Here is a 20,702-nt window from a genome sequence, read left to right as displayed (position 1 = left end):
AGCGCAATGAGGCAGACCATTATGCCGCAATGCCTCACTCGGTCGGAATGACTTTGAGCACCCGCCCTTCAGCGTTGTCGGTAAGCAGGTAGATGTTGCCATCCGGACCGCCGAACACCCCGCGAATCCGCTCATCGAGCTCTTCGAACAGCACTTCCTGGCCCGCCAACATGCCATTTTTCATGCGGATTCGCCTGACGCTTTTTTCCGCCAGTGTCGAGGCAAACAAATCACCCTTCCAGTATTTGAAGCCTGAGCCGCTGTAGAGCATCAAGCTGGAAGGCGCAACCGAAGGTGTCCATTGCAGCAAGGGTTGCTCCAACCCAGGAAGCTCGGTGTAAGGCGAGATTTGCGCGCCGTTGTAATCGACTCCGTAGGTGATCAACGGCCAGCCATAGTTGACGCCCGGCTTGATCAGGTTCAGCTCATCGCCGCCCCGCGGGCCATGCTCGTGACTGTAGACACGCTTGAGCTGCGGCGCATAAACAATGCCTTGCACGTTGCGATGGCCGTAGCTGTATACCTCTGGCGCCGCATCTTTGACATCCACAAAAGGATTGTCCTCAGGCACGCTGCCATCGCGGTTGATTCGAACAATCTTGCCCAGGTGATTGCTCAGGTCTTGCGCCTGTTCGCGGTAGTCGAAACCATCGCCCAGGGTTAGCAACAAGCTGTTGTCCGGCAGAAAAGCTATCCGCCCGCCATAGTGAGAACTGCCAGCCTTGGCGGGCAGTGCGGTGAACAGGGTTTTCACATCCTGTAACTGTCCATCGACCAGCCGGGCACTGGCAAGGCGCGTGTTGTTGGCGCTGCGATCGCCGTAGGAATAGCTGAAGAAAATGCGCTGGTTTTGCTCGAACTCAGGGTCCAGCACCACGTCCAGCAGGCCCGCCTGGGAGGTTGCGTATATCTCGGGCAACCCGCCAACGGCTTTTTCCTGCAACTGGCCGCTGGCGGCGATGATGCGCAAACGGCCGCCACGCTCGGTCACCAACATGCGCCCATCGGGCAAAAATGCCATCGACCAGGGATACTCAAGACCTTCGGTAAAGGTCTCTATACGATAATCGGTGGTGGCTGACGCCGGGCTCAGCCAGAAGCAGGCAAGCAAGAGTACGGCGGATGGGCTACGCGCTTTTTCGATCATGGTAAAACCTTCTAGTCGGCGCAAAATTACGTTGCGGTTCGGCAACGCACGGCAAAAAACAATGCGCCAACACTACCGCTGGCCATTAATCCAAGAGTGCCCACGAACGAACGGTTGGCACCAATAAAGGTCGGCATCGGCAGCACTGCATTAACCAGCGTAAGGCCTAGGAAAATTCCCAGGGCACCCGCCAGGGCGAATAGCATCCAGCGGGCATCAGGTACCTTTTTGCTCAGCCAGGCGGCCATGGGCAGTGCGCAAGCGAAACCCAGCAACACCAGGATCGCAAATACCGGGCTAAATCCCAGAACATCCAGGCAGGTCGTTTCCACGCGCACATCGATTGGCATCGGGGCGCCCAAGGCCTGCAACTGAGCGAGGTTGTACTGTGTTTGTAGAATGCTTCCCACCAGCGTTGTCACCAACACGGCGAGGACAAACTGCAGCAAGACTCGCGAGTTGTTGGGCATAAAGGAGAACATCCTGGGCGAATTATCAGGCAAGTATGAGCCAGACCCGCGCAAGAGGGGCGTTAGGAGTTTTACATGGTTTTTCGTAAAGCCCTCGAGGGCCGTAAAACATGCGAACAGAGCGCAGCCCAGCGCTACCAAATTCAATGTTCCAGACACCAGAAAGCCCGCAATTGCGGGCTTTTTGGCTGCTGCAGAGGCTTTACTTGACCTTAGAGGCCAGTTCGCCGCTTGCATAACGTTGAAACATAGCTTCGAGTGAAACGGGCTTGATCTTTGATGCATTACCCGCTGTGCCGAAGGCTTCATAGCGCGCAATACAAATATCACGCATGGCTTCTACGGTTTTACCGAAGAACTTGCGCGGATCGAACTCGCTCGGCTGTTCAGCCATCATGCGACGCATGGCACCGGTTGATGCCAGGCGCAGGTCGGTATCGATGTTGACCTTGCGTACACCGTGCTTGATGCCTTCAACAATTTCCTCGACTGGCACGCCGTAGGTTTCCTTGATGTCGCCACCGTACTGGTTGATGATCGCCAACCACTCCTGCGGGACCGAAGATGAACCGTGCATGACCAAGTGGGTGTTGGGAATGCGCTGGTGAATCGCCTTGATACGGTCGATCGCCAGGATGTCGCCAGTTGGTGGCTTGGTGAACTTGTAGGCCCCATGGCTTGGTGAACTTGTAGGCCCCATGGCTGGTACCAATCGCGATCGCCAAGGCATCAACCTGAGTGCGCTTGACGAAGTCGGCGGCCTCTTCCGGGTCAGTCAGCATCTGGCTGTGATCCAGAATGCCTTCGGCACCGATACCATCTTCTTCGCCAGCCTGACCAGTTTCCAGGCTGCCCAGGCAACCTAACTCCCCCTCTACCGAAACACCGCAGGCATGGGCCATGGCCACGGTTTCCTGGGTGACACGCACGTTGTAGTCGTAGTCAGCCGGGGTCTTGCCGTCTTCTTTCAGTGAGCCGTCCATCATCACCGAGCTGAAGCCCAGCTGAATCGAACGCTGGCAAACCGAAGGGCTGGTGCCGTGATCCTGGTGCATGCACACGGGGATATGCGGGAATTCTTCGATTGCCGCCAGAATCAGATGGCGCAAGAACGGCGCACCGGCATATTTGCGAGCACCTGCCGAAGCCTGAACGATGACCGGTGAATCGGTCTTGTCAGCAGCTTCCATGATGGCGCGCATTTGCTCAAGGTTGTTAACGTTGAATGCTGGAACGCCGTAACCAAACTCGGCGGCGTGGTCGAGCATCTGGCGCATGCTGATAAGTGCCATATTTTCCTGTCTCCCGATTGGGCTGTTAATCATCAAAGCCTGTCGCAAGAACAGGCTTAGTTAAATAGTGCTTAACCTTAGGCTACCGCTTAAGGTGCTTTACAACCACGACCAATCAAATCGTCAGTGGCAGTACGGTAAATCAAGCCTTCGTTGCCCTTGGTATGAAAGGTCAACATGCCATCGCTGTACATGGCGCCGGAACCCGAAGGCTGGCGCTCAAGGCGATGTACGATATCGCCACCGCCGACCCGCACATCCACTGCGTCCTGGGACGAATCGACAAAGCGCCACAGCACTTCAGCCTGACTGTCACAAACCCAGCGTGTCCAGTTATCGGTCGGCGCCTCGGTCGCACATCCAGCGACAAGGCCCAAGCCTGTGAACACAACTGCAGCGCAGAGTGCCTTAACGTTCATCGCATTGCCCCATTAGCAATCGTTCATCAATTCTGGTCCCGCCGCCGGAACCTCATGCTGCAGCACATGCCGGCTAACGCCGTCACGACTGTAACGGTCGTATGTCACCGCCGGCCGTTCTGGCTGCATAAACACCATGTCGCAGTGTTGCTCCTGATCGTCTGCCGCCGAACTGCAGGCTACAACTGACAGGCAAGCGCACAGCAACATGGTCAAGGCACTTAAAGACTTCAACATCACACCAGCCGTTTACAGGTCAGCCAATCAGCAGTTGGTTTCTTCATAAGAGGTACCTGTTGGATCGCCGGTGCTCTGCGATTCGATACGCATATCCTGGTTTTCAGTCGGTGACTCGATGTTGGCAGGGCTGAATATCTTGCAGGCACGCTCATGACGCGCCTCGCTCAAGCAACCTGCCAGCAAGGTGGCAGACGCCAACAAAACCATAGTATTTCGCATCTTAACTTACTCCTTATCCATTCAGCCCAGCTCCTGCTAGGTCATTATGTGACGCCGCAAGGCCAGGTTTAGCCTTTAGCGCGCTGTTCCAACATATCCACAGCAGGCAATACCTTACCTTCAACAAACTCAAGGAAGGCGCCACCGCCAGTGGAAATGTAAGAGATCTTGTCGGCGACTGCGTATTTGTCGATTGCCGCCAGGGTATCGCCACCGCCAGCAATGGAGAATGCCGAGCTTTCGGCAATGGCCAGCGCCAGCGCCTTGGTGCCTTGGCCAAACTGGTCAAACTCGAAGACACCAACCGGTCCATTCCACAGGATAGTCTTGGAAGACTTGAGCAACTCGGCAAATTGCGCGGCGGTTTGCGGGCCGATATCGAGAATCATGTCGTCTTCAGCCACATCAGCGACCAGTTTGACCGTGGCCGCTGCTGACTCGGCGAACTCCTTGGCAACCACCACATCAACTGGCAAGGGTACATTGACCTTGGCCGCGATGGCCTTGGCAGTCGCCACCAGATCCGCTTCGTACAGCGACTTGCCGACCGGGAAACCGGCGGCGGCAAGGAAGGTATTGGCAATACCGCCACCGACGATCAACTGATCGCAAATTTCACTGAGGCTATTGAGCACATCGAGCTTGGTCGAAACCTTGGAGCCAGCAACGATTGCAGCCATTGGCTTGGCGGGATTGCCCAGGGCCTTACCCAGGGCATCCAGTTCGGCGGCCAGCAACGGGCCAGCTGCAGCCACCTTGGCGAATTTGGCTACGCCATGGGTCGAGCCCTGGGCGCGGTGCGCGGTACCGAATGCGTCCATCACGAAAACATCACACAAAGCGGCATATTGCTGCGCCAATTGATCGGTGTTCTTCTTTTCACCGGCGTTGAAACGCACGTTTTCCAGAAGCACCAGATCACCGGAGGCCAGTTCAACACCGCCCAGGTAATCCTTGATCAGCGGGACCTCGCGGCCGAGCGCCTTGCTCAGATAGTCAGCCACGGGCTTGAGGCTGTCTTCTTCTGAGTACTGGCCTTCGGTCGGGCGGCCGAGGTGCGAGCAAACCATGACCGCCGCGCCTTTCTCCAATGCCAGCTTGATGGTTGGCAAGGAGGCCAGAATGCGAGCGTCGCTTTTTACAACACCGTCTTTTACCGGCACGTTGAGATCTTCGCGAATCAGTACGCGTTTACCTTGCAGATCAAGGTCGGTCATTTTCACTACGGGTTTAAAAGCAGAGGCCATGTATTCAGTCCTTCACGGGGGCTGTTTGGGTGGAAACATTCAAATAGTGTTCGGCAACATCGAGCATGCGATTGGCAAAGCCCCATTCATTGTCGAACAAAGTCAGTATATTCACCAGCCGCGGGCCAGAGACGCGCGTTTGGCTGCCATCGACAATCGCAGAATGCGGGTCATGGTTGAAATCGCAACTGGCATGCGGCAGTTCAGTGTAGGCCAGCAAACCACGAAGCGGACCAGCTTGCGAGGCTTCACGCAACACCCGGTTGATTTCCTCGGGGCTGGTGTCACGGCCAGTCTGAATCGTGATGTCCAAGCACGACACGTTAACCGTTGGCACGCGTATAGCTTTGGCCTGAATCCGCCCGGCAAGTTCCGGCATTAACCGCTCAATGCCACGGGCAAGGCCTGTGGACACCGGAATCACTGACTGGAACGCCGAGCGGGTGCGACGCAAATCTTCATGGTGATAGGCATCAATGACCGGCTGATCGTTCATCGCCGAGTGAATCGTGGTGATCGAAACATACTCGATGCCAACCGCTTCATTGAGCACCTTCAACAAGGGCACGCCGCAGTTGGTGGTGCAGGATGCGTTGGACACCAAGCGCTCGGCACCGGTCAAGGCATGCTGGTTAACGCCAAATACGATGGTCGCGTCGATATCCGCTTCACTGGCCATGGGTTGTGACATCAACACCCGTGGCGCGCCCGCGTTGATAAAACGCTGCGCCTCGATACGCGTGGTGTATTGCCCCGAGAATTCGAGAAGCAAGTCGATATCAAGCGCCGCCCAATTGATGCTTTCCGGGGTTTCGCCGCGCAGTACCTTTACGCAATCACCATTGATATGCAGACAGTCGCCGTCGACCCGAACCTCGCCGGGGAAACGCCCGTGGGTTGAGTCAAAACGCGTCAAATATTCAATGCTCGACTGATCAGCCAGGTCGTTAAGCGCGACAATCTCAATACCCGCGCCCTCTCCGCGCTCATGCAAGGCACGCAGCACGCAGCGACCGATACGACCGTAGCCATTGAGTGCGATTCTGTAGGGACGCTTGGACATGCTGGGCTCAGCTCTCGACAAGGTGCGGGAATAGACTGCAAGTCAGCCGGCAACACCGGCCAACCTGCACGTACAGAGGTTCCTTAGCCTTCAAGCATTTCGGCAGCGGTTTCCAGAATATTCTCGACTGTGAAACCAAAATGCTCGAACAACGCAGGTGCCGGTGCAGACTCACCAAAGGTGGTCATGCCGATGACCTGGCCCTCAAGGCCGACGTACTTGTACCAGAAGTCTGCGTGAGCAGCCTCGATGGCGATACGCGCGCCCACCTGGACCGGCAATACGGACTGCTTGTAGCCGGCATCCTGTGCGTCGAAAACGCTGGTGCACGGCATCGAAACCACACGCACATTCTTGCCCTGGGCCGTCAGCTTGTCGTAGGCCTCAACCGCAAGGCCAACTTCCGAGCCGGTGGCAATCAGGATCAGCTCTGGCTCGCCAGCGCAATCTTTAAGCACATAACCACCACGGGCGATGTCGTTCAACTGGGCGACTTCACGGCCTTGGTGCGGCAGGTTCTGACGCGAGAAGAACAGCGCCGACGGGCCATCGTTACGCTCGTTTGCGTATTCCCAGCCCACTGCCGATTCGACCGCATCGGCTGGACGCCAGGTATCGAGGTTCGGCGTTGAGCGCAGGCTAGTCAATTGCTCGACCGGCTGGTGAGTCGGGCCGTCTTCGCCCAGACCGATTGAGTCATGGGTGAATACATAAAGCACGCGCTTCTTCATCAGCGCCGACATACGCACCGCATTGCGTGCGTATTCCATGAAGATCAGGAACGTCGCGCCATACGGCACGAAACCGCCGTGCAGGGCGATACCGTTCATGATCGCGCTCATGCCGAACTCGCGAACACCGTAGTACATATAGTTGCCGGATGCGTCTTCAGCCGAGACGCCCTTGCAGCCCTTCCACAAGGTCAGGTTGGAACCAGCCAGGTCAGCCGAGCCGCCAAGGAACTCAGGCAACAGCGGGCCAAAGGCATTCAGGGTGTTCTGGCTGGCCTTGCGGCTGGCAATGGTTTCGCCCTTGACCGCAACTTCAGTGATATAGGCAGCGGCTTTCTCGGAGAAATCAGCTGGCAGCTCACCGGCCATGCGGCGTTTCAGCTCGCTGGCCAACTCTGGGTGCGCGGCGGCGTAGGCAGCGAAGCGCTGATCCCACTCGGCTTCAACAGCAGCACCCGCTTGCTTGGCCTCCCACTGCGCATAGATATCGGCAGGGATTTCAAAAGGGCTGTGGTTCCACTCCAGCGCCGCGCGGGTCAGTGCGATCTCGTCATGGCCCAGTGCTGCACCGTGGCAATCTTCCTTGCCCTGCTTGTTTGGCGAACCAAAACCGATGATGGTTTTGCAGCAGATCAGCGTCGGCTGTTCGCTTTTGCGGGCAGTCTCGATGGCGATCTTGATTTCTTCGGCGTCGTGGCCGTCAACATTGCGGATCACTTCCCAGCCATAGGCTTCAAACCGCTTCGGCGTATCGTCGCTGAACCAGCCTTCAACTTCGCCGTCGATGGAAATGCCGTTGTCATCGTAGAAGGCAATCAGCTTGCCCAGGCCCAGGGTGCCCGCCAGGGAGCACACTTCGTGGGAGATGCCTTCCATCATGCAACCGTCGCCCATGAAGGCGTAGGTGTAGTGATCGACAATCTTGTGACCATCGCGGTTGAACTGCGCCGCCAGGACTTTTTCAGCGATGGCAAAGCCTACGGCGTTGGCAATCCCCTGGCCCAACGGACCGGTGGTGGTTTCAACGCCCGGGGTGTAGCCGTACTCAGGGTGACCAGGCGTGCGGCTGCCCATCTGGCGGAATTGCTTGAGGTCTTCGATACCCAGGTCATAGCCGGTCAGGTGCAGCAGCGAATAAATCAGCATCGAGCCATGGCCGTTGGACAGTACAAAACGGTCACGGTCGGCAAACTCAGGGTTATTCGGGTTGTGCTTGAGGTAATCGCGCCACAATACTTCAGCGATATCGGCCATACCCATTGGGGCACCCGGGAGGCCGCTGTTTGCTTTCTGCACGGCATCCATACTCAAAGCACGGATGGCATTGGCGCATTCACGACGGCTGGGCATCGCTGATCTCCTGAGGGACAAATTTGAAAAGGCACCCATTTTCGCCCACCAAGGCGGTGCGGGGCAATGACAGATAGTCATGCAGCGGCGAATACTTGAGGAAAAGCTGCAATCTTGTCGATTTTCAGCCGTGTAACCGGCAAATCTGCCGTCAGAGCGACATATTTGCAGTCATCTCCCGCCGAGTTCGCTCAAGCAGGCACAAGCCAGCCCGATTCGCGCTCGAACAGTTGCACCTGGAGCGATGATCGCAAGAAACACTTGGCGAAGGCTCTACCTGAAGCACTGCAACCAGGCTCAGCAACAGCAATATCAAAATATTTTGATATTGCTGTTGCTGGATGAAAATTGACCGCTTAGACTGCCCACCTTATGAACATGCGGGTGCCCCAGCTCCTTTTTGAGCCAGCCGATGAACTGGCCGCCCTGTGTAAAGCTGGCGGCGACCCATTGCGCCTCAATGTATTGCGCGCCCTGAGCAACGATTCATTTGGCGTACTGGAACTGGCGCAGATATTTGCCATTGGCCAATCAGGCATGAGCCACCACCTCAAGGTGCTGGCGCAAGCCAAGCTGGTGGCCACGCGTCGCGAAGGCAATGCGATTTTTTACCGTCGCGCCTTCGCCGACAACAAACGTTTTGGTGGCCGGCTGCACAGTGCCTTGCTTGATGAAGTTGATGCTCTAGCCTTACCCGCCGAGGTGCAGGCCCGTATTGCTGCGGTCCACGCCCAGCGTGCAAGCGCCAGCCAGGAGTTTTTTGCGCGCATGGCAGATAACTTTCAAGCCCAGCAGGACTTGATCGCAGGTCTGCCACAGTATCGCGACAGCGTGCTGGCGGTACTGGATACGCTGGGCTTTGCCGCCAGCGCCAGCGTGATTGAAGTAGGCCCCGGCGACGGCGGTTTTCTGCCTGAGCTTGCGAGTCGCTTTAGCCAGGTGACGGCGCTGGACAATAGCCAGGCGATGCTCGAAATAGCACGCCAGACATGCGACAAAAGCAGCTTGAGCAATGTGCAACTGGTGCTCGCTGATGCGTTGAATGATTCATACCCAAGCGCCGATTGCCTGGTGCTGAACATGGTGCTTCACCATTTTGCAGCGCCGGCAGAAGCCCTTAAACAGCTTGCGGCGCGGGTTAATCCCGGCGGCAGCTTGCTGGTAACCGAGTTATGCAGCCATAACCAGAGCTGGGCCAGGCAGGCCTGCGGCGATCTTTGGTTGGGCTTTGAACAGGGCGACTTGGCCCATTGGGCCATCGCCGCAGGGCTGACGCCAGGTGAAAGCCTGTATGTCGGCCTACGCAATGGATTTCAAATTCAGGTGCGGCACTTTGCCAAGCCCGATGAATACACAGGCTTCAGAGCGAATTTCCGCCCGCAGCCCATCTCACCCACCGGTATTAATTAGGAAGACCGATAGATGAGCGAATACTCCCTGTTTACCTCTGAGTCTGTGTCTGAAGGGCACCCGGACAAAATTGCTGACCAGATTTCCGATGCAGTGCTCGACGCAATCATCAGCAAAGACAAGCACGCACGCGTGGCCTGTGAAACCATGGTCAAGACCGGTGTTGCCATTATCGCCGGTGAAGTCAGCACCTCGGCCTGGGTTGACCTTGAAGACCTGGTACGTAAAGTCATTATCGACATTGGCTAAGACAGCTCGACCGTTGGTTTCGACGGCGCGACCTGCGGCGTGTTGAACATCATCGGCAAGCAGTCGGTAGACATCAACCAGGGCGTTGACCGCAGCAAGCCGGAAGACCAGGGCGCCGGCGACCAGGGCCTGATGTTCGGCTACGCCAGCAACGAAACCGACGTACTGATGCCTGCACCAATCTGCTTCTCGCACCGTTTGGTCGAGCGCCAGGCAGAAGCCCGCAAGTCTGGCCTGCTGCCTTGGCTGCGTCCCGATGCCAAATCACAAGTCACTTGCCGTTACGACAATGGCAAGGTTGTCGGCATCGACGCCATCGTATTGTCGACCCAGCACAACCCGGAAGTCAGCTACAACGACCTGCGCGAAGGCGTGATGGAGCTGATCGTCAAGCACGTGCTGCCAGCAGAATTGCTGCACAAGGACACCCAGTTCCACATCAACCCAACCGGTAACTTTGTGATTGGCGGCCCGGTTGGCGACTGTGGCCTGACCGGCCGCAAGATCATCGTCGACACCTACGGCGGCATGGCCCGCCACGGCGGCGGCGCGTTCTCCGGCAAGGACCCATCCAAGGTTGACCGCTCGGCAGCCTATGCCGGTCGTTATGTTGCCAAGAACATCGTGGCGGCTGGCTTGGCCGAGCGCTGCGAGATCCAGGTGTCCTATGCCATCGGCGTGGCGCAACCGACCTCTATCTCGCTGAACACCTTCGGCACCGGCAAGATCAGCGATGACAAGATCATCCAGCTGGTTCGCGAGCACTTCGATCTGCGCCCATACGCAATCACCAAGATGCTCGATCTGCTGCACCCGATGTACCAGCCGACAGCTGCCTACGGCCACTTCGGGCGCAAACCTTATGAAATGACCTATGACGGTGACACCTTCACCGCATTCACCTGGGAACGCACCGACAAGGCTGCGGACCTGCGCGCTGCCGCTGGCTTGTAATTCAAGCAAGACCCTAAGCCCCGCCAAGTGCGGGGCTTTTTTTGGGCTGAAATTTATAAATCAGCCAGGCCCCGTTAAAAGTCGGGCTGCTGCCAGTGCCTTGGACAACTAGGCTGAGCGGGGTATCAAGGCAACGCAAGGATGCGCATGAACAACCCACTGCTATTACTCATAGCGGTCGCGACTATTGCCCTGCACAGCGAACCTGGCCTCAGCGCTGATTGTCCGCAATGGCCTGCACAGCAGGCACGGGCTGAGATCAGCCAACTGAGCAGGCAAATTGCCGAATGGGACGACGCCTACCATCGCCAGGGCATCTCCCTGATCGCCGACGAACTCTATGATCAAGCCCTGGCCAAGCAGCAACGCTGGCAACGCTGTTTTCCCTTCGCAGCACAAGACTCGGGGCAACCATTGGCCACCAGTCGCGGCACGATCAAACACCCGATCGCCCAGACCGGCCTGAACAAACTGGCCAGTACCCAGGAGCTGGATGCCTGGATCAGCACACGACAGGACATCTGGGTGCAACCCAAGGTCGACGGCGTGGCGGTTAGCCTGATCTATGACAAAGGCCAGCTTCAGCAGATGATCAGCCGGGGCGACGGCCTGCACGGCCAAGACTGGACATCGCAAGCATTGCTGATAACCGCCATTCCCAAGCGGATTGCCTCTCAAGACCCGCTCGTTCTCCAGGGCGAGCTGTATTGGCGACTGGAAAATCACATTCAAGCCAAAGCAGGTGGCGTCGGCGCGCGCAGCAAGGTCGCAGGCCTGCTCGCTCGCAAACAGCTCGACATTGAATTGGCTGATCGCGTGGGACTGTTTGTCTGGGACTGGCCACAAGGCCCAGCCGATATGAGTGAACGCCTGCAGCGCTTGGATGAACTGGGATTTCGCGATAGCAAGGACTTCAGCCAGCCCATTCAAAATGCTCGACAAGCCCAGGACTGGCGCACCACCTGGTATACCAGCGCCCTGCCCTTTGCCACCGATGGCATTGTCTTGCGCCAAAATGCCCGCCAGGCAGCGCAACACTGGCAGGCCAGGCCACCCTCCTGGGCCGTGGCCTGGAAATACCCGGTTAGCCAGGCGCTGGCGGAGGTGCGTGAAGTCAGGTTCAAGATCGGTCGCAGCGGACGCATCATCCCGATACTGAGGCTCCCCGCCACAAAACTGGATGACCGCATCATCCAGTATGTCAGCGTCGCAAGCATGCAACGTTGGCAGGCAATGGATATCCGCCCCGGTGACCATGTTGCGATCCGGCTATCAGGCCTGACGATTCCGACGCTTGAAAGCGTGGTCATGCGCAGCAGCATTCGCCAACCGCTTACAGCCCCCGATACGGCAACCTACAACCGCTTGAGCTGTTGGCAATATTCAGCAGCCTGCGCCCAGCAATTTATCGCCCGTCTCAGCTGGCTTGGCGGCAAAGGCGGCTTGGACATGCAAGGCGTTGGCGTAGGCACATGGCGCAAGCTTATCGACGCACGGCATCTTGTCGGTTTACTTGACTGGCTCGACCTGAGCCGCGAACAGCTTGAACAAACCGCAGGACTCGGCGACCGCAGCGCCGCTCAGTTAAGCCAGCGCTTTAATGCAGCCCGCCAGCGACCATTCGCGACCTGGCTGGCCGCCCTCGGAGCACCGCCCGGACTGCGCCTGCAGCCTGGCGACAACTGGCAACGGCTAGCCCGGCGAGACGCTCGTGCCTGGCGGCAACAACCAGGGATCGGCGAGGTTCGCGCCAAACAGCTTCAAGCATTCTTTGCCCATCCGCAGGTCGTCAGGCTCCAGGAGAAGCTGCACGCGGCTGGAGTTAATGGCTTTTAGCTGTGGTTTCGGCGCCCAGCAAGCGCAGCGCGCGGAAAACTTTAGCGAACAACCGCAGTCAAAATCAGTTCGCAAAAATAATAAAACGGAGCGAACAGCATGCTTAAGCGACCAACACTTATTTTCCTACTCAGCGGCGCCGCACTATTAACCAATGCCGTGATCACGGCCCAAGCCAGCGACCCGCTAAAAAACTGCATCAGTAAACGCCAGGAACTCAGAGACAAAACCGAAGAAGTTGGCAAACTCGGCGATGCAACCCGGCTGGCGAATATCCAGCAAGAACTGGGCAAGCTGGAAGCACAATGCGCAAAACTAGGCTTGCACTCAACCCAAGGCACAGAAGTGTCCGAAGCCCAGTTAAAGGTCAGCGCCCGCAAGAAAAACCTGGTTGCAGCACTCGGCGCGGGCGATGCCAACAGCATCGCCGAAAGCCAGAAACTACTGAGCAAGGCCCGCAAAACCCTTGAGCAAGTGGAGTCCCAATCTACGCGCAGCTAGGAAAGCCTTGGGAAGCTCTGAAAAAAGGAAGCGAGCGAAGACAGGACAAAGCGCAACGGGAGTAATAGCCAAGGGCCAGCGCAGCCGTTCCAGGGGCTCCTCAGTGGTTGCGGAACTCCTGATGGCAGGCCTTGCAACTGTCTTCAACAGCCTGCACCGGCGCAACAAGGTCCGTGCTTTTCAATGGCTTGGCAGTGGTTGCCACCACCAGTGCAGCAGTGTTGGCCTCAAGCTCATCTGCTAGCTGCTTGAACCGCGCCTGACGCTTCCAGACATCATCACGGGCATTGGTAGCATCTTGCTCCTTGACCTGCGGAAAGTGCTGCCATGGCGTTTTCGACAATGCATCCAGCTTGGCAGCCCCCTCAATAAACCGCTGCTGGTCAAAAACGATACGCCCGCGCATCATGCCGCCAAGGTCTTCGCTGGTCTTGAGCATCTGCTTGAAAATAGCCTGGCGCTGACCCAGCGGTGAATTGGGATCAACACCCCCACAGGCGACGAGGGTCAGACTGGCCAACAGAACAAGTAAAACATTTCTCAGCTTCATAACACCTTCGCGCCGCAATCAGGCTCAACAAGCCCGACAGTATCCATGCTCCGACCGCGCCGGCCAAGCGCGGTAATTTGCCGCATGCAGCGACTGCCACGGGATTTGTCGCATAAATACCTGGTCGCCCAACTGCCGCATAGCCCCTTAGGCTCAGGCCGCAACCACAAACAAGCTGATAATCAGGCCCATATTGATAAACCACATGAGCGAACGCACGGGCGCAAGATCGGCAAGGTAACAGGCGGTGTAGAGGATCCGGCTGATGATAAAAGCAATCGCCAGCTGATCAATTACGCTTTGCTGGGCACCACCTGCCAGGTGGGCGATGATCACCGCAGCAGCAAAGGCTGGGGTGACTTCAAAACCATTTAGCTGGGCATTGTTGGCACGTCTGGCGACGCCTTCAACACTGCCAAGATAGGCCCTCGGGTCATGGTTGTTTCGCGGGGGAAAGACTTTGCTAAGGCCTTTGGCCAGCACGGTCGACACATAAGGCAGGAAGATCGCAATCAGTACGCACCAGAAGGCAATGGTCATAACAGCTCCGCTGTAAGTCAGATAGGCCCTACAGCTTGAGCTGCAGGGCCCTGATCGTCCATTGTCAGAAGCGCTAACTTGAAGGCAAATCAGGCAATCATGCGGCTAATTTGCCGTTGGCTAATACACAGGCGAGCGACGTCGCGACCCGCTCAGACCTTTACCCCCCAAAATTGCCAAGTAATTGCCCAAGACGACCACAGTGTTACACCCATGGCGACAGAAAGCCTTGGGCAAAACCGCCTGGCCCGCTATAATCGCCCGGTTTCACGTGACCGACACCGCTTCGGTTACGCCCGCCACCCATCCGAGGGGCGCTGCAGCAGACCCTGGTCTGTCAGGCTCGGATGGGGCGTTAACCATACGCATCAACGGCGCCCATTCGCAGACAACGAATGGAGACTCATTTTATGAGCGCTGTTATGACGCCTGAAGGTTTTACCGATTTTAAAGTGGCTGATATTTCCCTGGCTGCCTGGGGCCGCCGCGAAACCATCATCGCTGAATCCGAAATGCCAGCCCTGATGGGCCTGCGCAGCAAATATGCTGGCCTGCAACCGCTCAAAGGCGCCAAGATCATCGGCTGCATCCACATGACCATCCAGACCGCCGTGCTGATCGAAACCCTGGTGGCGCTGGGTGCAGAAGTGCGCTGGTCATCATGCAATATTTTCTCGACTCAAGACCAGGCCGCTGCTGCTATCGCCGCTGCTGGCATCCCGGTATTTGCCTGGAAGGGCGAAACCGAAGAAGAGTACGAGTGGTGCATCGAGCAGACCATTCTCAAGGATGGCCAGCCTTGGGATGCCAACATGATCCTCGACGACGGTGGCGACCTGACCGAGATCCTGCACAAGAAATACCCGGCCATGCTGGATAAAATCCACGGTGTGACCGAAGAAACCACCACTGGCGTACACCGCCTGCTGGATATGCTGGCCAAGGGCGAGCTGAAAATCCCGGCAATCAACGTCAATGACTCTGTCACCAAGAGCAAGAACGACAACAAGTACGGTTGCCGTCACAGCCTTAACGACGCCATCAAGCGCGGTACCGATCACTTGCTCTCGGGCAAGCAAGCGCTGGTAATTGGCTACGGTGACGTGGGCAAGGGTTCCTCGCAGTCGCTGCGCCAGGAAGGCATGATCGTCAAGGTCTCCGAGATCGACCCAATCTGTGCCATGCAAGCCTGCATGGACGGTTTCGAACTGGTTTCGCCCTACATCGACGGCCTCAACGACGGCACCGACGCCTGCATCGACAAGGCCCTGCTGGGCAAGATCGACCTGATCGTGACCACCACCGGCAACGCCAATGTGTGTGACGCAGGCATGCTCAAGGCCCTGAAAAAGCGTGCCGTTGTCTGCAACATCGGTCACTTCGACAACGAAATCGACACCGCTTTCATGCGCAAGAACTGGGCATGGGAAGAAGTCAAACCGCAGGTACACAAGATCCACCGTACCGGCACTGGCAGCTTCGACGCGCACAACGATGACTACCTGATCCTGCTGGCCGAAGGTCGCCTGGTCAACCTGGGTAACGCCACTGGTCACCCAAGCCGCATCATGGATGGCTCGTTCGCCAACCAGGTTCTGGCGCAGATCTTCCTGTTCGCGCAAAAGTACGCCGACCTGACTGCCGAGCAAAAAGCTGAGCGCCTGACGGTTGAAGTCTTGCCGAAGAAACTCGACGAAGAAGTGGCACTGGAAATGGTCAAGGGCTTTGGCGGCGTAGTCACTCGCCTGACCCAAACCCAAGCTGATTACATCGGCGTAACCGTTGAAGGCCCTTTCAAGCCGGATGCTTACCGCTACTAAGTAGCCGACTGGCCGCATGCCTGCACACAGTTGTGCGGCCAGTGCTCACAAGGACATCGTCATGAGTCAAGAACGCCGTTTCAGCTTCGAGTTTTTCCCGACCAAAACCGAAGCCGGACACGAAAAGCTGATGGCCACCGCGCGCCAGTTAGCAACCTACAACCCGGACTTTTTCTCCTGCACCTATGGCGCAGGCGGCTCTACCCGCGATCGCACCGTCAATACCGTCTTGCAGCTTGATGGCGAGGTCAAGGTTTCGACCGCGCCACACCTTTCCTGTGTCGGTGACAGCAAGGCCGAGCTGCGCGAACTGCTGGACCTCTACAAGAGCAACGGCATCAAGCGCATCGTCGCCCTGCGTGGTGACTTGCCGTCAGGGATGGGGATGGCCAGTGGCGAGTTGCGCTATGCCAATGAACTGGTCGGCTTTATCCGCGAAGAAACAGGTGATCACTTCCACATCGAAATTGCTGCATACCCGGAAATGCATCCGCAAGCACGCAACTTTGAAGATGACCTGGCCAACTTCGTGCGCAAGGCCAAAGCCGGTGCCGACAGCGCCATTACCCAGTACTTCTTCAATGCCGACAGCTACTTCTACTTCGTCGAGCGCGTGCGCAAGATGGGCATCGAGATTCCGATTGTGCCGGGCATCATGCCAATCACCAACTACAGCAAGCTGGCGCGTTTTTCGGATGCCTGTGGCGCCGAGATCCCACGCTGGGTGCGCAAGCAACTGGAAGCCTACGGCGATGACATCGACAGCATCCAGGCTTTCGGCCAGCAAGTGATTACAGAAATGTGCGAGCAACTGCTGCAAGGTGGTGCGCCAGGTCTGCACTTCTATACGCTGAACCAGTCCGAGCCTAGCCTGGCGATCTGGAACAACCTGAAGCTGCCGCGCTGACCAATGCTTCAAGGCCGTTGTTACACAGATTGAAGCCTTGGGCCTGTGCTCTGCCGCAGGCCCAAGGCAGTGCTATAAATACCCCTGTATGCAGCAATTTCAGCGCCATTAAGCAGGCAACTACTGCGCAACGGCCAAGCTCTGTTATACTCGGGACTTCCCGCCAGGCTTGCGCCCGGATGCTAGCCCCTCCCAGAGGCAGCAGTACCGGACGGGATTGCGCGCCCCACGTGCGATTCAAGCCAGGCAATACACCATAGGGCTACGCCCTCACTAGACAGGATTTCACATGTCCTTTGCTTCCCTCGGTCTCTCCGAGGCTTTGGTTCGTGCGGTCGAGTCCGCCGGCTACACCCAGCCAACTCCGGTGCAACAGCGGGCTATTCCCGCCGCGTTGCAAGGTCGCGACCTGATGGTAGCGGCACAGACTGGCACGGGTAAAACAGGCGGTTTCGCCCTACCAATCCTTGAGCGCTTGTTCCCCAACGGTCACCCGGACCGCGAACAACGTCACGGCCCGAAACAACCACGCGTACTGGTGCTGACACCAACCCGTGAACTGGCCGCCCAGGTGCATGACAGCTTCAAGCTGTATGCCCGCGATTTGAAATTCGTCAGCGCCTGCATCTTTGGCGGCGTTGGCATGAACCCACAGGTCCAGGCACTGGCCAAGGGCGTTGACGTTCTCGTCGCCTGCCCCGGCCGCCTGCTCGACCTTGCCGGCCAAGGCAGCATCGACCTGTCGCACGTCGAGATCCTGGTGCTCGACGAAGCCGACCGCATGCTCGACATGGGCTTTATCCATGACGTCAAAAAGGTCCTGGCCCGCCTTCCGGCCAAGCGCCAGAATCTGTTGTTCTCGGCAACATTCTCCAAGGACATTACCGACCTTGCAGGCAAGTTGCTGCACAACCCCGAGCGCATTGAGGTCACGCCGCCGAACACCACGGTAGAGCGTATCGAGCAGCGCGTATTCCGCCTGCAGGCCAGCCACAAACGCGCACTGCTGGCTCATCTGGTAACCGCCGGTGCCTGGGAACAAGTGCTGGTCTTTACCCGCACCAAACATGGCGCCAACCGCCTGGCCGAATACCTCGACCAGCGCGGCCTGCCCGCAGTTGCGATTCACGGCAACAAGAGCCAGAACGCTCGCACCAAGGCTTTGGCTGACTTCAAGGCCAACAAGGTCCGCATTCTGGTTGCCACGGATATCGCCGCTCGCGGCCTGGATATCGACCAACTGCCGCACGTGGTCAACTTCGAACTGCCTAACGTTGAAGAAGATTACGTGCATCGCATTGGCCGTACAGGCCGTGCGGGTCGCAGCGGTGAAGCGATCTCGCTGGTAGCGCCAGACGAAGAAAAGCTGCTGCGCGGCATCGAACGCATGACCAAGCAGAAGATTGCCGATGGCGACATGATGGGCTTCGACCCCAGCACTGTTGAAGCTGAGCGCCCGGAAGTCCGTGAACCACGTCAACCGCGCCAACAGCGTGCCCCGCGCCCGGCTACACCGGATGGCGAGCGCCATGGTGGCGGACGCAAAGACAAGGGCAAGGACACCGGTCGTGCAACCAAGCCTGCTGGCAGCCGTGATGGCCGTGGGCGCAAGCCTAGACCGCAAGGTGAACGCAGCAATCGCCCGGAAGTAGCGGCCATTCCTGTATTGCCTCCCGACCGGGCTCCTGACGAGTTCCGCGACGACGAAATTGATAACTTTGGTAACCGTGTAGACTACGTCAGCCCGAACCAGAGCAAGCCACAGAACCGTGGCCGTCGCCCCGCAGCCGCCGCAGCACAGCCAGCAGGTCAACCACGCAGCCAGGGCCGCGGCCCACGCAACAATGGCAGCGCTGAGGGCGCTAAAAAGCCACGCGGTAGCGGCCAAGGCAAGCGCCAGGCAGGCCAGGGACGCAATGGCTCCGGCGCCAATCGTTCGCGTCCGCCACGCGACCGTGAACGCAGCACCTCACTCAATCGTGACGAACTGCCACGTAGCGAGAGAAGTGCAAGCAAGGCGACAGAGAAACAACCTGTCATCATGCATAAAAGCTCGCGCCTTGATCGGTTCCCGACCCCGGAACAACTCGATCAGCTACCAAGCAGCCGCCCACGCGGCGAAAAGCCAGCCCTGCTAACGCGTAACCGCGACGAGTAACCTGGCATTGGCTGCACCCAACAACGCCAGCCGAGTGCTGGCGTTGTTGTATCTGCAGGTCACGAACTGCAGATGCGTCGCCCATAAAAACGCCGGCACTAGGCCGGCGTTTTTATGGGCAGCCAGCAATTACTGACGAACACCTTCGAACGAAATGATCAGCTCAACTTCTTGCGAAGCAGGGCCCAGGTCTTTTTCGATGTTGAAGTCTTTCATCTTGATCGTGGTGGTGCCTTCAAAACCCGCGCGGTAGCCGCCCCATGGATCATCACCTTCACCCACGAACTTGGCCTTGACGACAACAGGCTTGGTCACGCCATTGAGGGTCAGGTTGCCGGTCACGTCGGCAGTGCCATCGCCAGTCGATTTAACCGAGGTCGACTCGAAGGTGGCAGTCGGGTTTTTGCTGACGTTGAGGAAATCGCCGCTGCGGATGTGCTTATCGCGCTCGGCGTGGTTGGTATCAACGCTTTCGGTCTTGAGGGTTACTTTAACTTTGCTGGCTTCTGGCGCTTTGGCGTCGTAGCTGAAGCTGCCATCGAACTCTTTAAAGGTGCCGTACAGCCAGCTGTAGCCCAAGTGGTTGATCTTGAAGTTAACAAAGGCGTGCTGGCCTTTGGTGTCGATCACGTAATCGGCAGCAGAAGCCTGACCCGCGCCGATCAAAGCAGTACCTAGTGCAAGTGCAGCAAGCGTTTTTTTCAACATGGAATCGTCCTTTCAAAGTGATCTTGCAAAAATCATGGTGCAAGGTTTCAGGGATGCGCGGAGCAGGCCGCGCGATTCAACAACTAAGGAACCTCTGAATTTATTCGCGACCGAGCATGCGTTTCAGCGTGCTGTCACGGTCAATAAAGTGGTGCTTGAGCGCCGCCAAGCCGTGCAGACCGGCAAATATGACGATGGCCCAGGCCAGATATTCGTGGACCAACCCGGCCCAATCCTCTTGATCAGGAATGCTGGTCAAGGTCGCCGGCACTTCGAACCAACCAAAAACGCTGATACCACGGCCATCCGCGGTTGAAATCAGGTAGCCGGCGATCATCAACAAAAACAAGCCGATATACAAAAACGCGTGGCCCCATGTGGTGGCCAACTGCGTCATGCGGCCATGGCTTTGCAAATGCCCCGGTGGCGGGCTGATCCAGCGCCAGGTCAGCCGCAGAAGCATGGCGACAAACAGCAAAATACCGATACTTTTGTGGACCATCGGAGCAACGGTGTAAACGCTGCTGTAGTAATCAAGGTCGACCATCCAGAAGCCGAGGCCGAACAAACCAAATACCGTCACTGCCACCAGCCAATGCATCAAAATACTGATCACGCCATAACGTGATGAAGAGTTGCGCCACTGCATCAATATGTTCCACAAAACCATGACTATTTAAGTTGGGCCAAGATTAGCAACAAAACTATCGATATAAAGCGTAAATTTTCGCTTTGAAATATCGGGAAATACGATAGCTAATCATGCCCCGCTGTTTTCACACTGAACCTCTGTGAATCTAGAGCCTAATGACCGGCCTGCGTTACAACAAGGCTGCGCAGTGACCAGGGCATCAGGGGCGTCCGTCTCATCGGCTCGCCAAGCCTGGCGGC

Annotated in this window: 18 protein-coding genes, 2 pseudogenes and 1 riboswitch; of the genes and pseudogenes, 7 read left to right on the top strand and 13 right to left on the bottom strand. The window is 57.4% G+C overall.

Annotation, left to right across the window (positions count from 1 at the left end):
* Nucleotides 1–34: 34 nt before the first annotated feature.
* From PSES9_RS0107910 to tkt, 9 genes and pseudogenes are all read right to left on the bottom strand, one after another.
* The gene (locus PSES9_RS0107910) at nt 35–1,147 is read right to left on the bottom strand and encodes a PQQ-dependent sugar dehydrogenase (RefSeq protein ID WP_010485765.1); all 1,113 of its coding nucleotides are present in this window, start codon (nt 1,145–1,147) and stop codon (nt 35–37) included.
* Nucleotides 1,148–1,173: 26 nt separating this feature from the next.
* On the bottom strand, nt 1,174–1,617 hold the full coding sequence (locus PSES9_RS0107905; protein WP_010485762.1) for a hypothetical protein: 444 nt from the start codon (nt 1,615–1,617) through the stop codon (nt 1,174–1,176).
* A gap of 202 nt (nt 1,618–1,819) precedes the next feature.
* Nucleotides 1,820–2,909, bottom strand: a pseudogene (locus PSES9_RS23150) (class II fructose-bisphosphate aldolase).
* 89 nt (nt 2,910–2,998) lie between these two features.
* Complete coding sequence (locus tag PSES9_RS0107895; RefSeq protein ID WP_010485757.1) at nt 2,999–3,328, bottom strand: MliC family protein; 330 nt, start codon at nt 3,326–3,328, stop codon at nt 2,999–3,001.
* 12 nt (nt 3,329–3,340) lie between these two features.
* Complete coding sequence (locus tag PSES9_RS0107890; protein WP_029529438.1) at nt 3,341–3,565, bottom strand: hypothetical protein; 225 nt, start codon at nt 3,563–3,565, stop codon at nt 3,341–3,343.
* A gap of 27 nt (nt 3,566–3,592) precedes the next feature.
* Nucleotides 3,593–3,787, bottom strand: coding sequence for a hypothetical protein (locus PSES9_RS0107885; RefSeq protein WP_138943046.1), 195 nt, complete (start codon nt 3,785–3,787; stop codon nt 3,593–3,595).
* A gap of 68 nt (nt 3,788–3,855) precedes the next feature.
* On the bottom strand, nt 3,856–5,034 hold the full coding sequence (locus tag PSES9_RS0107880) for a phosphoglycerate kinase (protein WP_010485751.1): 1,179 nt from the start codon (nt 5,032–5,034) through the stop codon (nt 3,856–3,858).
* Between the two features lie 4 nt (nt 5,035–5,038).
* Entirely contained in the window at nt 5,039–6,097 is a 1,059-nt protein-coding gene (epd, locus tag PSES9_RS0107875) for an erythrose-4-phosphate dehydrogenase (RefSeq protein WP_010485749.1), read from the bottom strand.
* An 83-nt stretch (nt 6,098–6,180) separates the two neighbouring features.
* A complete protein-coding gene (gene tkt / locus PSES9_RS0107870) occupies nt 6,181–8,178 on the bottom strand; it encodes a transketolase (protein WP_010485747.1) in 1,998 nt (665 codons plus the stop codon).
* Nucleotides 8,179–8,550: 372 nt separating this feature from the next.
* On the opposite strand from tkt, the gene PSES9_RS0107860 reads away from it, so the two are divergent.
* The 4 genes and pseudogenes from PSES9_RS0107860 to PSES9_RS0107845 all read left to right on the top strand — a co-directional run bounded on the left by PSES9_RS0107860 (nt 8,551) and on the right by PSES9_RS0107845 (nt 13,128).
* The gene (locus tag PSES9_RS0107860) at nt 8,551–9,588 is read left to right on the top strand and encodes an ArsR/SmtB family transcription factor (protein WP_010485745.1); all 1,038 of its coding nucleotides are present in this window, start codon (nt 8,551–8,553) and stop codon (nt 9,586–9,588) included.
* A 12-nt stretch (nt 9,589–9,600) separates the two neighbouring features.
* A pseudogene (metK, locus tag PSES9_RS23145) lies at nt 9,601–10,791 on the top strand (methionine adenosyltransferase).
* A gap of 141 nt (nt 10,792–10,932) precedes the next feature.
* Nucleotides 10,933–12,627: an NAD-dependent DNA ligase LigB gene (ligB, locus tag PSES9_RS0107850; protein ID WP_010485739.1), complete on the top strand. Its 1,695-nt coding sequence runs from the start codon at nt 10,933–10,935 to the stop codon at nt 12,625–12,627.
* Between the two features lie 99 nt (nt 12,628–12,726).
* On the top strand, nt 12,727–13,128 hold the full coding sequence (locus tag PSES9_RS0107845; protein ID WP_010485738.1) for a DUF1090 family protein: 402 nt from the start codon (nt 12,727–12,729) through the stop codon (nt 13,126–13,128).
* A gap of 100 nt (nt 13,129–13,228) precedes the next feature.
* Here the strand turns inward: PSES9_RS0107845 and PSES9_RS0107840 are convergent, their stop codons facing one another.
* Complete coding sequence (locus PSES9_RS0107840; protein WP_010485736.1) at nt 13,229–13,678, bottom strand: c-type cytochrome; 450 nt, start codon at nt 13,676–13,678, stop codon at nt 13,229–13,231.
* Nucleotides 13,679–13,831: 153 nt separating this feature from the next.
* Nucleotides 13,832–14,218 (bottom strand): MAPEG family protein, encoded by a 387-nt coding sequence (locus PSES9_RS0107835; protein ID WP_010485733.1) that lies wholly within the window; start codon nt 14,216–14,218, stop codon nt 13,832–13,834.
* A gap of 303 nt (nt 14,219–14,521) precedes the next feature.
* Nucleotides 14,522–14,605: riboswitch (S-adenosyl-L-homocysteine riboswitch) on the top strand.
* Between the two features lie 23 nt (nt 14,606–14,628).
* Here PSES9_RS0107835 and PSES9_RS0107830 point away from each other — a divergent pair.
* The 3 genes from PSES9_RS0107830 (at nt 14,629) to PSES9_RS0107820 (ending at nt 19,103) form a co-directional block, all read left to right on the top strand.
* Nucleotides 14,629–16,038 carry an adenosylhomocysteinase gene (locus PSES9_RS0107830; protein ID WP_010485731.1) on the top strand — a complete coding sequence of 470 codons (1,410 nt, stop codon included), beginning with the start codon at nt 14,629–14,631 and terminating at the stop codon, nt 16,036–16,038.
* 61 nt (nt 16,039–16,099) lie between these two features.
* Nucleotides 16,100–16,945, top strand: a complete 846-nt coding sequence (gene metF, locus PSES9_RS0107825) for a methylenetetrahydrofolate reductase [NAD(P)H] (RefSeq protein ID WP_010485729.1) — start codon at nt 16,100–16,102, stop codon at nt 16,943–16,945.
* Nucleotides 16,946–17,234: 289 nt separating this feature from the next.
* Nucleotides 17,235–19,103 (top strand): DEAD/DEAH box helicase, encoded by a 1,869-nt coding sequence (locus PSES9_RS0107820; RefSeq protein WP_010485728.1) that lies wholly within the window; start codon nt 17,235–17,237, stop codon nt 19,101–19,103.
* Nucleotides 19,104–19,232: 129 nt separating this feature from the next.
* On the opposite strand, the gene PSES9_RS0107815 is transcribed toward PSES9_RS0107820, so the two are convergent.
* Nucleotides 19,233–19,811, bottom strand: a complete 579-nt coding sequence (locus PSES9_RS0107815) for a YceI family protein (RefSeq protein WP_029529436.1) — start codon at nt 19,809–19,811, stop codon at nt 19,233–19,235.
* 100 nt (nt 19,812–19,911) lie between these two features.
* Nucleotides 19,912–20,460, bottom strand: coding sequence for a cytochrome b (locus PSES9_RS0107810; RefSeq protein ID WP_010485723.1), 549 nt, complete (start codon nt 20,458–20,460; stop codon nt 19,912–19,914).
* Nucleotides 20,461–20,702 lie beyond the last annotated feature (242 nt).

Source organism: Pseudomonas sp. S9, assembly GCF_000222125.1.
In the GTDB taxonomy this organism is placed as follows: Bacteria; Pseudomonadota; Gammaproteobacteria; order Pseudomonadales; family Pseudomonadaceae; genus Aquipseudomonas; species Aquipseudomonas segetis.
Note: the sequence above shows the minus strand (reverse complement) of the source record. Positions and strands in the feature narration are given on the sequence as shown.

Coding starts and splice junctions, on each gene's coding strand:
- PSES9_RS0107910 (WP_010485765.1), bottom strand. CDS start 1,147: ATGATCGAAAAAGCGCGTAGCCCATCCGCCGTACTCTTGCTTGCCTGC.
- PSES9_RS0107905 (WP_010485762.1), bottom strand. CDS start 1,617: ATGCCCAACAACTCGCGAGTCTTGCTGCAGTTTGTCCTCGCCGTGTTG.
- PSES9_RS0107895 (WP_010485757.1), bottom strand. CDS start 3,328: ATGAACGTTAAGGCACTCTGCGCTGCAGTTGTGTTCACAGGCTTGGGC.
- PSES9_RS0107890 (WP_029529438.1), bottom strand. CDS start 3,565: ATGTTGAAGTCTTTAAGTGCCTTGACCATGTTGCTGTGCGCTTGCCTG.
- PSES9_RS0107885 (WP_138943046.1), bottom strand. CDS start 3,787: ATGCGAAATACTATGGTTTTGTTGGCGTCTGCCACCTTGCTGGCAGGT.
- PSES9_RS0107880 (WP_010485751.1), bottom strand. CDS start 5,034: ATGGCCTCTGCTTTTAAACCCGTAGTGAAAATGACCGACCTTGATCTG.
- epd (WP_010485749.1), bottom strand. CDS start 6,097: ATGTCCAAGCGTCCCTACAGAATCGCACTCAATGGCTACGGTCGTATC.
- tkt (WP_010485747.1), bottom strand. CDS start 8,178: ATGCCCAGCCGTCGTGAATGCGCCAATGCCATCCGTGCTTTGAGTATG.
- PSES9_RS0107860 (WP_010485745.1), top strand. CDS start 8,551: ATGAACATGCGGGTGCCCCAGCTCCTTTTTGAGCCAGCCGATGAACTG.
- ligB (WP_010485739.1), top strand. CDS start 10,933: ATGCGCATGAACAACCCACTGCTATTACTCATAGCGGTCGCGACTATT.
- PSES9_RS0107845 (WP_010485738.1), top strand. CDS start 12,727: ATGCTTAAGCGACCAACACTTATTTTCCTACTCAGCGGCGCCGCACTA.
- PSES9_RS0107840 (WP_010485736.1), bottom strand. CDS start 13,678: ATGAAGCTGAGAAATGTTTTACTTGTTCTGTTGGCCAGTCTGACCCTC.
- PSES9_RS0107835 (WP_010485733.1), bottom strand. CDS start 14,218: ATGACCATTGCCTTCTGGTGCGTACTGATTGCGATCTTCCTGCCTTAT.
- PSES9_RS0107830 (WP_010485731.1), top strand. CDS start 14,629: ATGAGCGCTGTTATGACGCCTGAAGGTTTTACCGATTTTAAAGTGGCT.
- metF (WP_010485729.1), top strand. CDS start 16,100: ATGAGTCAAGAACGCCGTTTCAGCTTCGAGTTTTTCCCGACCAAAACC.
- PSES9_RS0107820 (WP_010485728.1), top strand. CDS start 17,235: ATGTCCTTTGCTTCCCTCGGTCTCTCCGAGGCTTTGGTTCGTGCGGTC.
- PSES9_RS0107815 (WP_029529436.1), bottom strand. CDS start 19,811: ATGTTGAAAAAAACGCTTGCTGCACTTGCACTAGGTACTGCTTTGATC.
- PSES9_RS0107810 (WP_010485723.1), bottom strand. CDS start 20,460: ATGCAGTGGCGCAACTCTTCATCACGTTATGGCGTGATCAGTATTTTG.